The 16,179-nt window shown below is 68.6% G+C and carries 10 protein-coding genes; 6 read left to right on the plus strand and 4 right to left on the minus strand.

Annotation, left to right across the window (positions count from 1 at the left end):
• Positions 1–462: 462 nt before the first annotated feature.
• Positions 463–1,569 (plus strand): phosphodiester glycosidase family protein, encoded by a 1,107-nt coding sequence (locus tag ACFWBW_RS02180; RefSeq protein WP_385367583.1) that lies wholly within the window; start codon positions 463–465, stop codon positions 1,567–1,569.
• 144 nt (positions 1,570–1,713) lie between these two features.
• Here ACFWBW_RS02180 and ACFWBW_RS02185 read toward each other — a convergent pair whose 3' ends face one another.
• Entirely contained in the window at positions 1,714–1,947 is a 234-nt protein-coding gene (locus ACFWBW_RS02185; RefSeq protein WP_385367584.1) for a hypothetical protein, read from the minus strand.
• 631 nt (positions 1,948–2,578) lie between these two features.
• Here ACFWBW_RS02185 and ACFWBW_RS02190 point away from each other — a divergent pair.
• Entirely contained in the window at positions 2,579–3,814 is a 1,236-nt protein-coding gene (locus ACFWBW_RS02190; protein ID WP_385367585.1) for a CDP-alcohol phosphatidyltransferase family protein, read from the plus strand.
• A 175-nt stretch (positions 3,815–3,989) separates the two neighbouring features.
• On the opposite strand, the gene ACFWBW_RS02195 is transcribed toward ACFWBW_RS02190, so the two are convergent.
• The gene (locus ACFWBW_RS02195) at positions 3,990–6,305 is read right to left on the minus strand and encodes a CDP-glycerol glycerophosphotransferase family protein (protein WP_385367586.1); all 2,316 of its coding nucleotides are present in this window, start codon (positions 6,303–6,305) and stop codon (positions 3,990–3,992) included.
• A 177-nt stretch (positions 6,306–6,482) separates the two neighbouring features.
• On the opposite strand from ACFWBW_RS02195, the gene ACFWBW_RS02200 reads away from it, so the two are divergent.
• From ACFWBW_RS02200 to ACFWBW_RS02215, 4 genes are all read left to right on the plus strand, one after another.
• Entirely contained in the window at positions 6,483–10,007 is a 3,525-nt protein-coding gene (locus tag ACFWBW_RS02200; protein WP_385367587.1) for a CDP-glycerol glycerophosphotransferase family protein, read from the plus strand.
• Between the two features lie 603 nt (positions 10,008–10,610).
• Positions 10,611–11,105 carry a hypothetical protein gene (locus tag ACFWBW_RS02205; RefSeq protein WP_385367588.1) on the plus strand — a complete coding sequence of 165 codons (495 nt, stop codon included), beginning with the start codon at positions 10,611–10,613 and terminating at the stop codon, positions 11,103–11,105.
• A complete protein-coding gene (locus ACFWBW_RS02210; protein WP_385367589.1) occupies positions 11,102–12,031 on the plus strand; it encodes a hypothetical protein in 930 nt (309 codons plus the stop codon). Before ACFWBW_RS02205 ends, ACFWBW_RS02210 begins: the two co-directional genes overlap by 4 nt.
• Before the next feature lie 13 nt (positions 12,032–12,044).
• Entirely contained in the window at positions 12,045–13,430 is a 1,386-nt protein-coding gene (locus ACFWBW_RS02215; protein ID WP_385367590.1) for a hypothetical protein, read from the plus strand.
• A gap of 117 nt (positions 13,431–13,547) precedes the next feature.
• Here ACFWBW_RS02215 and ACFWBW_RS02220 read toward each other — a convergent pair whose 3' ends face one another.
• Positions 13,548–15,101 carry an acyltransferase family protein gene (locus tag ACFWBW_RS02220; RefSeq protein ID WP_385367591.1) on the minus strand — a complete coding sequence of 518 codons (1,554 nt, stop codon included), beginning with the start codon at positions 15,099–15,101 and terminating at the stop codon, positions 13,548–13,550.
• A gap of 88 nt (positions 15,102–15,189) precedes the next feature.
• Positions 15,190–15,909 (minus strand): hypothetical protein, encoded by a 720-nt coding sequence (locus tag ACFWBW_RS02225; protein WP_385367592.1) that lies wholly within the window; start codon positions 15,907–15,909, stop codon positions 15,190–15,192.
• Positions 15,910–16,179 lie beyond the last annotated feature (270 nt).

Consider the following 16,179-nt stretch of genomic DNA (forward strand, 5'->3'; position numbering starts at 1 on the left):
GCGGCCTTGGGGAGTCCCTGGGGGAATAGATGCGGGTGATCTCCTCGCCTTGCCATCGACAGGCCCCTGACCAGGCCCTTTTGGGCTCGCGAGGGCTCTGGGGAGAATCCGGGGGAATCGAATGGCCGCGGAGGTGCCCTTCCCCGCCGCCGCCGGGCCGACAGGCCTCTCCGATCGAGAGCGGCACACGCGGAGCGGGTGGCCGCAACCGCACTTTACGGTCACCACTTTGGGCAATCGACCCATCATGGCAAGGATCGAGTCGGGTCATCTGCCGCACAGAACATCACGACGTCGGCCTGCGCCTGCGCAGGACCATGCGTGGAGCCGGAGCACGAGGGACTGTGCGGGTGAAAGTGCCAGGAAGGTCGTCATCCAGGGCGCCTTTCGCGCGTTGGGCACCATATGCCCGCACATCCATGCCTCCGCACAAGTCGCATCGTCAGGCGGACCGTCGGAGTGTTGTTCGCAGCCAGTGCGCTCCTGCTGCCCTCGGTGTTCGTGGCTCCGCTCAGGCAGGACTGCGAGACGCGGTACGCCCTGACCGCAGGCGTACGACTGACTGCCGTGGAGAGCCCCACCCGCTGGCTGAGTTACCGGTTGACCGAGGCTCCGGCGGGTCCGGGCTCCCTGGTGATGCTGGGCGGCCAGCTGTCCTCGAACCGGCCACTGTCGTCATTGGCGGAGGGCGCGGGTACGGGCGTACTGGCGGCCGTGAACGGTGACTTCTTCGACATCCACGGCAGTGGCGTTCCGCTGGGCCCGGTGATCCGGGACGGCCGACTCCTGAAAGGTTCAGCCGAATCGATGAAGGCGGTGGGCACGGACAACCGGGGACGTCTGAGGAAGGGGCGGGTGAAGATGGTCGGGGCCGTCTCTGTCGCCGGCGTTACGCGACCTTTTGGCTGCCTCAACTGCCTTGAATCGCTCCCGGGGTTCGCTGTCTACACCCCGGCCTGGGGGACGAAGGCACGGCCGGCCCACCGGGACGGACCGTTGCGGAGCATCCGCGTGTCGGCCGGTCGCGTGGTGGACGTCCACGCCGGGCCCGACGGGCGCCCTGTTCCACTGGACGGCTTCCTGCTGGTGGCGGTGGGCAGCTCTGCGCGCGAGATAGCGGGGGTGAGGCCGGGCGCCGTGGCGTCCTTCACCGCAGGGCAGAAGCCCAGGAAGAGGCCCTGGGCTCTGGCCATGGGGTATCGGGGCACCCTGCTGCGGAAGGGGAAGATCCCGGTCTTCCGAAATACACCCCGATACTGGTTCCGCGAGCCCCGCACCGCCCTCGGCTGGGACGACTCCGGCCGCCGCCTGTGGCTGTTGGTGGTGGACGGCCGTTCCCTGCGCTCGGCCGGGCTCACCATCGCAGCCACCGCACGGCTGCTGCAGAGCCACGGGGTCAGGAATGCCGTCATGCTGGACGGCGGCGGATCCGCAGAGATGCTTGCCCGGACCTCGCCGCACCAGGACTTGCGCATCGTCAACAACCCCTCCGAGGGTGAGGAGCGGCCGGTGCCGAACGGCCTGGCAGTCCTCACCTCGCAGGCGTTGCCCAACGACCGAAAGCACTGATCCCCAGCAGAGGGCCGATAGTGAATACCGCCATCTGGAATTCGATGCCGCTGATCAGGTGCGGTCGGAGACGAGAGCGGAGCAGAAGGTCGCGGACGGCGCCGTACCAGGGGACGACGTGCCGGAACTCCTTGTGTGGGTCGATCACTTCGCCGTTGACGGTCGACGGCTCGCCGCGTAATACATGCAGCCGAAGAAGGCTTCGACATGGGGTCCTCTCCCGCGGCCCGCGGCCACTGCGGCAAGCAGCCGGGCCACCTGATTCGGATTCGGAACGGAGATCGGATCGACCTCCTCACTGACCACCGGAGCGGTCCGTCTGACCCCGACCAGCGGGTTCTCGGCGAGGTGCCCCTTCTCGACCGCGGTCGCCAGCACCTCACTGAACGCTGCCCGCTTGCGCCGCAGGTCTTGGCCAAGGCAGCCTTCCCGTCCAACATGCGGTCCATCGCGTCCAACGCCCGACGCAGCACGTCGGCCTCCGCCATCGTGCTGACAGGGAGCGAGTCCCTCTTCATCCAGACGATGGCCTGCTACCACTCCTCACGCGGCTCCCTCCTCCCACGCCTACACCACGTTGCCGGTGCTCATCGGGGTGAGGTCACCACGAGCTGGGAGCCGTGTCCCATTCTGCGATGCGTCGTTTGCCTAGCGGAATCGCAACGATGGCAACACGGACGCGGATGATGGGTGGAACGATGCCTCTCGGCCGTGCGGGTACAGGTCGTACACCCTTGAGGCGGACCCCGACCGGCCAAGGGCCGATACAGCGCCGCATCGGCCAGTCCTACGCCCGCCGCCTGCCCGGGTCCGGCCCCTGCGGGCCACCACGACCCTGCCCACCCCGGCCATCGGGCACTGGTGGGGACACAAGCCCATCTCGCTCACCGGCCTTGTGGTCACTCGCACGTTGAACCAGCCATGGACCACCGACCACTTCCTCTGGCTCGGCGGATGATCCTTCGCGTTCCCCATCGTCCACGTCCTGGCCGCCGCCGCGGGCACCGCCGTGGCTGCCGCCTTCCCTCTCGGCGTCGAGAAGCCGGCCGACCGCCACATCCGCCGGGCCCTGTCCCGCCACCCGGCCAAGGCGCGGTTCGGTGAGACCGCGCCGGAGCACTCCTGTTGCTCCTCCGCCGAGCTGCGCGGAGTTCTCGATTCATTGCCTCTTGGTCCCATCCTCCTGCGCCTTTCCGCACACTGCTGCCCGCCCATGAACCCGTTGGAGCATCTCCACATGCCCGGATCCGCCCTCAGCCCCATCGACGAGGAATGCGCTGCCCGACTCACTCCGCTCAGTCGGGAAAAAGTGCGTCAGCTCGCATGTAAGCAGCGGGATTCCTGGTGGACGGTGATCCTGGTAGACCCGGTGGCGATTCCACTCGTGTACTGGGCTGCCCGCCATACGAAGATCACGCCGAATCAGATCACTTGGCTCTCGTTCATGGCGGGACTGGCTGCTGCCTCCTGCTTCTGGCAGGGAGATGCCGTGTGGCTGCTGGCCGGTGCACTCGCCTACCACGTGAGCTTCATCCTGGACTGTGTGGACGGGAAGCTGTCACGCCTCCAGGGCAACGGAAGCGTGTTCGGTGGGTGGCTCGACTACGTCCTGGACCGAGTCCGGGTGACGTGCTGCGCGGTTGCGCTGATGACAGGCCAGTGGCTGAGGCATGACGAGCCCGCGTATCTCCTGCTGGGCTGTGCAGTGATCTTCCTGGACATGTTCCGCTACCTCAACGGAATGAAGGTGAACGAGGTCCGAGCGATCATGCGTAACGAGGTGACGAGTCACCCCGCGTTCGACGGCACGGCGCCACCCCTGTTCATCGAGCACCTGATGCACGACAGGCGACAGGCCGGCACCAGCCCGGTACGGGCCTCTGGGGAGGTGATCGACCTGCACCGGAAGTTCCGACACGCGTTCCCCTGGTACGGCAGCACCAGGGACCTCCTGCTTCGCTCCCGAATCCGTCCACATCTGGTCAGTGGTATCGAGTTTCAGATGGCTGTATTCATCATCGGTCCGATGTCCGGGATGATTGCATCTTCTGTGGTGTTCGCCGGCGTCCCTTATCTCATTTTCGAAATCTTTTTCATCCATAAACTGCTGCTCTCCACACGTGATTTCCGCGACACGATGAACCGCCTTGACGTGGAAGCGGCTTCGCGGCGGGACAATGAGAAACTGGGCAAGGTAGTCCGACAGGCAGGAGATCCCGACTGGCTGGGGATGCCGAGGCCCTGACCCCCGGCCCGATTCCCCGGAAAAGCGCAGCCGTTCGCGGGCCTTCTCCCCCTCACACTGAGTCTCGGGCCACGGGGAGGGCCGGCTCCGGCCCTGCTTCCGAGCCCGTGATTCCGCTCGGAGCGTCGTTCAACCGTCCGCTCTCCCCGGACCGGGCAGAACGGAAGCGGGGTCCTCACGGGTGCATGGCCCGGCTCGGGGTGTCGTGCCGGCCGAGTTCCGCCCCCAGGTCCCCGTCTTCGGTGGTGGGGGTGGTCCGCTGCGTGACGAGCTCCGGGGGGCGTGAGGGCGTCCTCGTCAGTCTGGGGAGCGTCGTGGTTTCGCCCAGGAACACCTGGCGTACGACGCGCTCGGCTGCCCGCCCGTCGTCGAACGTGCAGAAGCGCGCCCGGAACGCGGTGCGCAGCATGCTGCTGCGAGGACCGTCCCAGTCGCCGTCGCAGAACACACGGAGCAGTTCATCGGTGGTGCGGGTGACGGGACCCGGGGTGTCGCCCGGCCGACCGGACACGACGTCGAAGGTGACGCCCCGTACCGCGCGGTAGGTCTCCCAGTCGGGGACGTGCAGGATGATCGGCCTGTCGAGGTGGGCGTAGTCGAACATGGCCGACGAGTAGTCGGTGATCAGGGCGTCGGCCGCCAGGTACAGGTCCTCGATGTCGGGGTGGGCCGAGACGTCGACGACTCCCGGCGGCACGGAAGCGGGCCCGGTGGCCTGCCAGTAGTGGGCACGGACCAGGAGCACGGTTTCGGGAGCGAGTTCGCGGATGACGCGCTCCACGTCGAGCCGGAGGGTCGGGATGCGCTCGTAGTCGCGGAAGGTCGGGGCGTAGAGCAGCGCCCGCTGGTCCGGGCGGATGCCGAACCGGGCTCGCGCGGTCAGGACCTGGTCCGCGGTGGCAGTGAGCAGGACGTCGTTGCGGGGGTAGCCGCTCTCCAGGTTCCGGGCGGCACACGGGTAGGCGCGCGCCCAGGTCTCGGTGGTGTGGGCGTTGGGTGAAAGGCTGACGTCCCAGCGGTCGGCCCTGATCAGCAGGGCGTCGAGATCCTGGCCCTTCGCGGACGAGGGATAGAGGTGCTGGTCCACCCCCATCGCCTTGAGCGGTGTGCCGTGATGCGTCATCAGGTGGACCTGGCCGCGCCGTTTGACGACCTCGTCGGGGAAGTTGACGTTGTTGACGAAGTAGGTCGCCCGGGCCATGACGCTCCAATACCGGCGGCTGCCTGGCACGACGTGGTCAATGCCCGTGGGCAGATCGGCCACCGCCTTCCTGGACACCACCCACACCGCGCGGACGCCGGGGGCGAGCTCGGCCGCCTTGCGGCAGATGGCCGCCGGATTGCACTTCACGCCCCGCCCCCAGTAGGCGGAGTAGACGGCGAGGTCGTCTTGGAGCGGCAGGAGGCGTTGGAGCCGGTAGTACGAGGGGATGAGGGTGTCCCGTGTCCGCCGACGCGCCCCGCGGATGAGGGAGAGCAGGCCGCGTCGGGCGGCGAGTGCGCCGTCCAGGACGGTGAGGAGCGTGGTGCGCCCGTGGGACAGCAGTCGCAGTCGCCGCCCCCTTCCGGCGTGTGCAAGGGGGCCGGGGGGCCGGTGGTCCCGGAAGAACGCGGCTACGGCGGCCGCGTACGGACGTCGCGCCCCCGGGGGCAGTCCGGCGTACGACTTCAGCAGGTGGGCCGAGACCGTGGCGAAGATCGGGGTGTGCGCCGCCTGGAAGGTCGGGAGGGTCCGCAAGTGCGTGAAGAGCGAGCCGTACTGCTCCACCACGTGGGCGGACGGGTGTGGCGCACCCGTTCCGGTCGCTGGTCCCGGCCGCTGTTCGCTGCGTTCCAGGAGTGGCCCGGGGAGCAGAGCGATCGAAGCTGCGGAGGCGAGAGTGCTCAGGGCGTAGAGGCGGTCGTCGGCCGGGCCGCGGTGCTCGAACGGCAGGAGCGCTCGGTGGTGGAGATCCCGCCTGACCACACGGTTCCAGCTGACCTGGGTGACGCCGAGGAGTTCCGGCAGTTCTGCGAGCGTGCACACCGGGCTGTCGCCGAGCTGGGCCAACCGCCGCAGGGAGCGGGTGGCCCTCGGGGTCCCGAGGAAGGGCACCGTGGTGTGTCCGAACAGCAACAGGTCCGGGTCGGCCGTCTCGGCCAAGCGGTCGACGATCCGCTGAAGCGTGCCCGGCAGGAGGACCGACCTGCCGTCCATGAAGAGCAGGTATTCACCTGTCGCCCGCTCCCCTCCCGCCTCGCGCCATCGACCCGGGTCCGACGGATCAGCGGCGCGCACCGTCTGGATCCGGGAGTCGTTGGCGGCCACCGCGGCCAACACCTCGGCGGAACGGTCCGGTTCCCCACCGGTCACGCCGACAACCTCGAATCCGGCGTACGACTGGGCCAGCAACGACTCCAGACTCCGTCGCAGACTTCCGTGAACGCCGTGCGCGGAGACGATGACACTGAGACGGGGGACGGACACTGACGCACATCCAAAGAGCAGCACACGGGTGGAACCGTATTAACGCCCACGGACCCGCGTGGTCACGTTCGGGCGGCGCCCACCTGAAAGCCGGGACGGCCACGCCGGGTTCGCCCCACGGACGGCCGAGCGCACCGTGACCGATGGGCGCCGGGAATGGTTCAGCTCCGAAACAGGGCTTGATGAACCGAGGTTCCTTTCGTGTCGCCGCAATTGAGCATCGTCGTGCCCGTCCACAACGTGGAGCCCTACCTGGCGGAGTGTCTGGACTCCCTGGCAGCGCAGAGCATGGCCGATTTCGAGGTAGTGATCGTCGACGACGGCTCCACGGACGCCGGCGCCGCCGTTGCGGAGAGCTTCACCTCCCGGGACCCGCGGTTTCGGCTCGTTCGCCAGACGAACCACGGTCTCGGTCACGCACGCAACACGGGCATCCGTCACACGGACCCCGCCACGAGGTTCCTGGCGTTCGTGGACAGCGACGACGTGGTGCCCGCGGACACGTACGAGAGGATGATCACCTGCCTGGAGGAGACCGGTTCCGACCTCGTCACCGGCAACGTCCTCAGGCTCCGCGAGGACGCACTCGTCCAGTCGGCCATGTTCAAGAAGGCGATGAGCAAGGACCGTCGGCGCACCCACATCACGCGCCACAAGGAACTCGTCCACGACCGGGTGGTCTGGAACAAGGTCTTCCGCCGCGACTTCTGGGAGAGGCACCGCTTCGCATTCCCGGAGGGCGTGCTGTACGAGGACAGCGCGGTCACGATCCCCGCCCACTTCCTCGCCGCCTCCGTGGACGTCATCAGCGCTCACGTCTACCACTGGCGTCTGCGCGAGGGCTCCATCACCCAGCGCCGCACAGAGATCCGGGGTCTCCGTGACCGGGTCGCCGCCGTCAACACCGTGAGCGCCTTCCTCGCCGAACAGCAGGGCGCATCCGCCGGCCCCGTCGCGGACCTGAGGCGGCACTACCACTCGACCGTGCTCAGCAGCGAGCTACCCCTGTTCATGGCCGTCCTCAAGCGGGCCGGCGCCGAATTCCAGCAGACCTTCGTTGACCTGGCCGCGGACTTCCTCACCGGGGTGGACCCCAAGGTGATCCGGGACATGCCGGTAGCGGCGCGCCTGAAATGGCACCTCGTCGAAGAGCGCAGGACCCAAGACCTTCTGGACCTGCTCGACTTCGACCACGACAACCCGCGCGTGTTCCGCAGTACCGGCCGCCTGATCCGCCGCGCCGTGCCCACCGCGCCGGACGGCCGGGTGATCACCGTGCCCCGCTCCGTGGCCCGCCTCTCCAGGCGCGACCTGCCCCTCCATGCCCGCCTCCGCGAGGCCCGCTGGGAGGATGGCAAGCTGGTCCTGCGGGGGTACGGCTACATTCGGGGACTGGACGCCGGGACTCCCGGCCGCTCACGCAAGGCGGCCTGGCTGCACAACTCCTCTGGCGGACGGCCCCTGCCGCTGCGCGTCACCAGTGTGACCTCCACGGAGGCCACGCGCGCCTCCCGCCAGCGCCTGTACTCCTACGACGCCTCGGGGTTCGAGATCACGATCGACCCGGCGCGCCTGCCGGCCGGTCCGGACACCACCACAACCTGGGTGCCGACACTGGGCGTGCTGACCGGGGGGCGCCTCAGGCGCAGCCGCATCGGCGGCGGCAAGGATCCCTGCGATCAGCCTGCGCCCCTGGACCTCGGAGACGGGCGTCGCGTCGTGTCAACCTTCAGCGGCGGCCAACTCAAGATCGTCGTGGAGAAGGTCGCGGCGACGCTGACCGGGCACAGGCTCGCCGGCACGGACGTGATTCTGGAGGGCAGGGTACGGTCGCACGTCCGACCCGTGGCCGTGCGCGTCACACACGACGTCTCCAAGGCCGTCCACGACCTACCGGTGAGGACCCATGACGTCGAGGCGGACGGATGGCACCGGTTCACCGCGCATCTGCCCCTGGTGACATTCACCGACGGCCGAGCAGAAGAGGAGTCGGGCGGACACGGCGACCGCTGGTCGGTGGCGCTCGTACGGGGCAACGGCAAGACACACCTGATCACCGCCCCGGCGGGCATCGAGGCGGGCCGGCTTCCTCTCGTCGCGGGCCCGGGGAATGACGGCGCGGCACGCAACCTCCATCTCTCCGCTGACCCGTGTGGACATCTCCTCCTCGCTGACCAGGCCGCGTACGTCCTCGCCGACGCGGTCTCCTGGACCACGGACGGCGAACTCCTCATTGAGGGCTCCTACGCCGGTGCCTCACCCTCCAGGCCGGATCTGGTCTGGCAGCACAGCGGCCACCGCAGGGAATTCACCGTCGGCGTCGACCTTCTTGAGGGCGGTCGCTTCAGCACCAGGCTGCGGCCCTCCGCGATGGGCTCCCAGCTGCTGCCCTTGCCGGAGGGGCGCTGGTCCCCCTTCCTCAGGACGATCGCCGGGGGCCGGACGGTCGACATGCCGTTGAGGCTGGCGTCCGCCCGCCAGGAACTCCCCCTGCCCCACCGCGGCGCGGACCGCGTCTTCGCCGTCAACCGGAGCTTCCACGACCGTATGAGCCTGCAGTCGGGCTCCGTGCTGAGTGACAGCGAGCGGGGCCCCTACCGGCAGCACCGGCTGGCGACGGTCCACTACCCGGCGTCCCGTGCCCGCCCAGTCGCGGACGCGGTGCTCTACAACAGCTTCGACGGCCGGCAGTACTCCGACTCCCCTCGCGCCGTCCACGAGGAGTTCGTCCGCCGGGGCGTCGCGGTCGAGCACCTGTGGACCGTTTCCGACGGCCAGGCCACGCCCCCGTCCACTGCACGGACGGTGGTCCTGGGCAGCGCCGAGTGGCACGAGGCCCTCGCGCGATCCCGCTACATCGTCGGCAACACCCAGTTCCCGACCTGGTTCGAGCGGCGGGAAGAGCAGGTCGCGGTACAGACCTGGCACGGCACTCCGCTGAAGCGGATCGGCCTCGACCTCGCCGACATGCCGTTCGCCGACCACCGTTATATCGAAGGACTCGCGCGACGATCGGCCCACTGGAGCTTCCTGCTGGCGCCCAACACGTTCAGTGTGCCCATCATGCGGCGGGCCTTCGGCTACGACGGAGAGGTCCTCGAGGCCGGCTACCCCCGCAACGACCTCTTCTACGCTGCGGATCGCGGCAAACGTGCCGCCCAGGTACGGGAGCGGCTCGGCCTTCCCGAGGGCAGGCGCGTCGTGCTGTACGCCCCGACGTGGCGCGACGACGCCCGGTACAAGGGCGGCGCGTACAAGTTCGACCTGCGCATCGACCTCTCGGCAGCCGAGGCGGCGTTGGGAAGGGACCACGTGCTGCTGATCCGCAAACACCATTGGGTCGGTGATGCCGTGCCCCGCTCGGGTACGGACTTCGTGCGCGACGTCTCAGATCATCCGGACGTCGCCGATCTTCTGCTGGTCGCGGACGTACTGGTCACCGACTACTCCTCGCTGATGTTCGACTTCGCCCACACCGGGCGTCCCATGCTCTTCTTCACCTACGACCTGGATCGTTACCGCGACGAAGTCCGCGGCTTGTACTTTGACTTCGAGAAGCGGGCTCCCGGCCCGTTGATCTCGGACTCAGGGGAGCTGATCGACGCGCTGGAGCGTCTCGCGCGAAACGCGCCCCCCGAGTACACGGCGTTCCGAGAGGCCTTCTGCGACCTGGACGACGGCCGGGCCGCCGAGCGGACGGTGGACCGGATACTGCGAGACCGCTGAACCGCGACGGCATCGCGGCCCTCGGGTCGGGGCAACCGCAGGCGGCCCCCGGCCCCCGCACATTCGTGGTGGAGTACCCAAGCAGCTGGGCGGCTCCCCCACCTCCTGCCCATGTCACGCGCAGACGCCGCCCCCGCACAACAACAGGCACAGCACCCTGACCTCACGGGCCGCGCGTGGTTTCGGCCGCAGGGTGCCGACTGTCAGTCGATTCCCCTGGATTCCCCCAGGGCTTGCCGACACCCTGACGTGCATCGAGGTGCGAGTAGTCCACGACCAGCAGGGCCAGATCGTCGCCCAGCGCATGGCCACGTCGGCCATACCAGTCGACGAGGCCTGCCGCCTGCGAGGAGGCTGGACTTGACCGAAGGCGTCGACTCGATCGACCGCGCACGGTAGGTGCCGATGCTGGGGGTTACGGGCAATTCGGGTGAACCATGATCACGAGACTGGTAACCGTCCGTAGCGAGCTGTTACGTTGCGCATGCATCCGGTTCGGGTGCGAACTCCCGTTCGTCGTATCACCCCGGAAGGGGCGTGTTCGGCATGCGCAAAACTCTCCGTATCCCCCGTATTCCCTCTGGCAACCGACTCCCTATCGCCGTGTCCATCGCGGTACTTACCCTGGTCTATGGCCTCTCGCCCGCGGCGGCCGCCCCGTCGTTGGCCGGCTCGCCGGCCTCCAGTCATGGGTTCACCACCCTCGCGGCGCCCCTCGACGGCGAGGAGCCCTGCCCCGGCGGCGAGGCCAAGCCGTGCTCGGCTTCTCCCGAGGAGCGCGGATCGGTCGACAAGGACCGCGACGCCGCGAAGCAGGAAAGCGCCGCCGCGAAACAGGACATCGGGGCCGCCAAGCAGGCGGCACAGAAGTGTCCGGCGGAATCCAAGTCGTGCATGACGGACCTGATCGGCGGCGGTGCGACGCAGGAGACCGACATGGCGCAGGCCCGCGGTGAGCTGGGCACCATGCGCCCCGAGCCGTCCGGCAACGCCGCGACCGCCCTGACCGGCACGTGTCCCTCCTTCGCCGCCGACCTCCCGGCCGGCCTGTCCGAGTCCTCCGAAATGACTGCTCTGTGTGGGGAGATGAACCGGTGAAGACGATCACCAATGCCCCGGGCCGGCGTACGGTCCTGGCCGCCACCGCGGTCCTCCTCGCGCTCGCCTGCACCACCGGCTCCTCGTACGCCGTCGCGCCGCCCGAGGTGCCGACCCCGATTGCCTACGAGGGCACGACCGCGCTGGCCTCGACGCAGAAGGTCACCGAGTACTGCGCCTCGCACCCCGGCGGCTGCCGGTTCGACATCAACCGGGCCGCGTCCGGCGAGTACTACAGCGCCGTCAAGTCCCTGGGCAACGCGGTCGTGAACTGCACCAAGGACGCCATCACGGTCGCGCGGGAGATCACCCTGCGCACGTCGAGCAGCGACAACCTGGGCGGTGAAATCACCGGGAAGATCTCGATCGAGGGCACGATCACCACCACCGGCGAGGTCACCGCGGGCGTCGACGCGAAGGCCAAGGGCGAGTTCTCCACCCCGGACAAGTCGAAGGGCCCGACTGCCACCGTCGGCGCCGAGGCCGGGGCTTCGGGCAGCGGGAAGATCGGTGGCTCCCTCGGCGTCAAGGGCGCCTTCGAAGGCGCCTTCAAACTCGCCTACCAGCGCACCTGGACGACCGAACAGACCGAGAAGACCACCTACAACACCACCGTCCGTCCCGGCGACGCACTCGTCTTCGGCGCCAGCTCCGCCATGCAGCGCATCGCCGGAGAGATCACCACGGGCAGCGGCCTCGGTATCCGCAAGGTCGTCGTCGACGGCCCTTCCACCGTCAACACCAGCACCTTCATCGCGGACACCTTCACCGTGCCCGGCAACACCTGCGACCGCCTGCGGCCGGAGGGCAAGAACGGTACGGAAGACACCACCGCTCCCGCCCCGCCCCGCGGCCTGACCCCCGCCAACCTGCCCGAGGGCTCCCGGTTGAAGGACCGCGACGTGCTCGTCCCCGGCACGCCCTGACCGTCCTGACCGCATGCCGAACCCCGTGGAGAACGTCATGGAATCCCGTCCGCGCCCTGCCGGACCCGCCCGCACCGCCATCCTCGCCCGTACCGCACCGGTCATCGGCCTGGGCCTGTGCCTCGGCCTTCTCGGCAGCACGACCGCCGCACAGGCCTCCGTGGCCGTCCCGTCCGCCCGGGCGGCCGCACCCGTACCGGTCACTGTCCTCAACGGCGACTTCGCCGGGCCGGCCTTCACCACCTTCAACACCGGCACCAACCCGTACGCCTGGTCGGTCGGTTCCACTGCCGGGCCCGGCACGACGGGCGGCGTCTGGCGCTGGTCGGCCGCCAACGGCGCCCACCCCGGCGGCCTGACCTCCGCGATGCTCCGGCTCCCCAGCGAGGCCACCCACGGCCTCAAGCAGCGGCTGCGCGGAGTGCGCAAGGGGGCACAGGTCACCATCACCTACGACGAAAGTCCCAGCGTCGGCAGCGCCTGCACGGCCGCCGCACTCGAACAGGGCCAGACCTACTCCCTCCGTGGCGAGGGCGGCTCCTGGGCCGGCCGGACCACCCTGCCCACCACTGAGAAGCTGTCCACCGGCTTCTGGAAGCCGGCCTGGCGCACCGGGGTCACCCTCGCCTTCACCGCCGGAGCCAACGAACCGCTGCTCACCTTCGTTTCCGGCGTCCCCGCCGCCCAGAACGCCAACGGCGCCTGCGGCCCGCTCATCACCAACGTCCGTGCCACCCAGGAGGCGCCGCCGGTCGACAAAACCATCCCGGCCGGCGCACTGCCGGCCTCCGAAGCCTTCCTCGGAAACGACCGCCGTACCGCGGCGGACGCCGTCGCCTACTGCAACGGCGCCGCGAACCGTTGCGCGTTCACCGCCGAGGAGGACTACTCGTTCAGCTACTACGCACCGGCCCGCGTCGCCGCCGAGACCTACCTCAACTGCACCCGCAACACCCTCAACCGCACCCGCCCCGTCTCCCCCGCCGACCGCTCCTACGGTGACCTCCCCGCAGCCGCCGGCCTGCCCGGCAGCGGCACCGGAGCCCCCACCAACATGGCCCAGCAGTACACCCAGGGCACGGGTCTCAGCCCCGCCTGGACCACCACGCAGACCCGCAACGTCACCGAGATCGTCCAACCGGCCGAAGCCTCCTGGATCGAGACGCAGGCCGGACGCCGGCGCACCGAAGGCTGGTTCACCGCCACCGTCAAGGCCACCGACCCCAACAACGACTGGCGCCTCCACACCGTCATCGACCACCCCGCCACCGACCTCTCCGACCGCATCTACCAGCGCACCGGCCCCCTGACCGCCTCGGAGAAGCAGCGCTGCCAGTCCGACCGCCCCAACGCACCCACCCCCGTCGGGGCGACCGCCCCCGCCGGCTCCGAGCGCTGACCACGCCCTGACGTCCGAGCCCCGCCACACCGGTCAGTAGGAGAGAAACGCCGGGGGCGGGGCCGGAACCAACGCTTCAGCACCACCCCAGAAGAGCGGGAGTCCCCACGACCGCCATCACACCCGGATGTACCACCCGCGCGCCGCGAGGAGCCGCGCGAGCGGAACGTAGAACAGCAACAGCCACAACAACGCCCACACGATGGATGCGAGCGGACCAGGCATCCACGAAGCAAGGCCGACCTCGGCGCCTACGCTCCATGCCGACCCCTCCTTCCCGTCGTACCGGACGGGAAGGGAACCCAGCGTGGTGATGACGAGCTCGGACAGGATGTAGAAGAACAGCGGGTTGCGGCCGAGAGCCACCAGGGTGTCTCCCACGGGCACCAACCCCCGGCGGACAGCGGCGGTCACGCTGCCGCCGAAGTACGGAAACCAGCTTCTGAGGCGATGGCCCCCGCCGGACCTGCCACCGTCGGCCGGGCGCGGAGGCAAGGGCCACAGCCCGCCGTCGAACGCCAGTAGGGCCAAGCCGAAGCCGGCAGTCATGATCCCGATGGTCACCAGGGCATACGACGGAGTCCACAAGTGCTTGCCGATCGGGATAACGAGACCCAGGACGAGGCCGAACCCGACGCACATCACGCCGCTGGTGATCAGCAGGGACGCACGCCGCCGTACACCGGCGATCACTTGGTAACGCCGCTTGTTCCGGACGATGTCCATGCCGACGACAAGACCTGCCCAGCAATTGACCAGTGCCACCAACGTCGACACGAGCCCTTCGGGGTCGAACTTCGCGCCGTCGTAATTGTGTTCAACACCCCATGCGCTTGTGTCGACGTAGGCTTGGAGCGAGCAGTTCGGTACCAGTGCATGGGCATCGGCGCATTCGGCCCAGGGGCTGTGAAAGGTGAACGTCGCCACGATCCAGACGGCGACACACACGAGCGGGAACCCGCCGAGCAGGAACGCCCGAACCAGAAGGCGGACAACACGGGTGCGCGCGTCTCCGGCGGGTGTCGCAACCTTCCTCTCGGAAGAGACCGGTCTGGTGACGGGCAGCATGGACCAGGCGCACGTGAGGTACAGCAGCGATACCACCAGGTATACGACCGCCAGTCGCTGCAGCACACCGACGAACCGCAAGTGCTCCCATACCCCGGGTGGAAACGGGAATGCGTTGAGAAACATGCCGATCGCATAGAGCAAGAGGGCTCGGCGCGCGATGCGCAGCACATGAGGCCGCCGGTACGGACGGCCCGGATCGTGTACTGCCGATGGCCGAAGGAATGCCGACATGGACACCGGAACCGCCATGCCCATGATGAACAGGAAGCCCGGAAAGACCAAGTCGGCGAGCGTCAGTCCGAATCCGTTCGCGTGCAGCAGAGCAGGAGCCGCCATCTCCGCCACCTGGCTGCCGATGATGATGCGCAACGCGACGGTGGAACCGCGAAAGGCATCCAATGAGTTGAGACGCCGACGGGCTGGTACGGGTTTCGACCCCTCAGTGATCGGTTGCGCCGTCGACGCGTCAGTGGCAGTGGGTATGGCGATGGGAACGGCCGCCGATGTCGTGCCCGACACGACGCCATCGCTTGTGCGGCTGATGTAGGAATCAATCCGCGGAAACATGCGGATGCCCCCAGTCCCGCTCATCCAACCCATGCATACCTCTCACTCGTGCCACGGTTCTTCATGTGTGGATCTCTGCGGCGTGACGTGAGCCGCCGGATCGCGGATCGAGAATTGCCGATCAGCGCAGAGCTTCGGGCATGCCGGCACGGATGGTCGCGCCTTTGCTGGCGAAATAGAAGTCTTCGCTCTCGAAGGCGGCTTGGGTCTGTTCACCGATGTACAGGTCAAGGTGCTTGGCGTCGTCGCAGCCGATGCTGCACAGGTCGTCGACGCGCCAGTGCGCGGATTTCACCCGTGCGCAGATCGCGCCGGATACGCCCGGACCGCAGTCGGTGACGCGGATCCGAGTGCCCGGTGCCAGGTGGTTGGCGGCGACGGACTGCCAGGGCACCAGGGCATTTTCGTGGGAGCCCACCGGGGAGGCGCTGGTCGTGAAGTAGCAGTGGCGGTCGAAGTCCCAGCCGAGATAGTCCCCGCGGGCAGTCTTGCCGAAGCCCTCCAGGCCCACGCGCTCCAGGTAGGCGGCGGGGTAACTGTCCGGGAGGTTGTGGCCGGCGCAGACCTGGCCGCGGATGCTGCGCCGCGGCCCGGGGTAAAACCGCTCGCTGGGAGTGAAGTAGACGGTGAGGGTGTATCCGCTTTGGGGCCCCGTGTGCATCTGCGGCATGTCGATGGTGTTCATCCGGTGGTGCAGACGCAGGCCGGCGTAGCCGAGAGCGGTGAGGGCCAGCAGGCCGCACGCCAGGCCTGCGAGGACTCTCCTGCCGCGCTTGGCGCGCGGGCGGCGTCCGGGTGATGGGGGCGCCCCGGGTGGGGCGGTGTTCAGCTGTGCGGTCATGGATGGATCTACTCCGTGCGTGTCGCAGAGGCAGAGGCTGACGCGGCAGCATCTGTGGTGACCGGGGCCGAGGCGTGCGCCACCTCCGGGCGGTCGACGGTCGTCACCCTGGCATGAGCATTCGAACGAACGGGCAGCGAAGCGAGCCAAAGAGCCGAAGTCACCCCGTTCGCCGCATCCGCCGTCAAGGGCGCGCGAATGCGGCTCATACCTGCGGAGTAATGTCCGCGCGCCACGGGAGACGCTCACAAACGATCTTCAATAGCATCT

Source organism: Streptomyces sp. NPDC059957 (assembly GCF_042730015.1).
Taxonomy (GTDB): domain Bacteria; phylum Actinomycetota; class Actinomycetes; order Streptomycetales; family Streptomycetaceae; genus Streptomyces.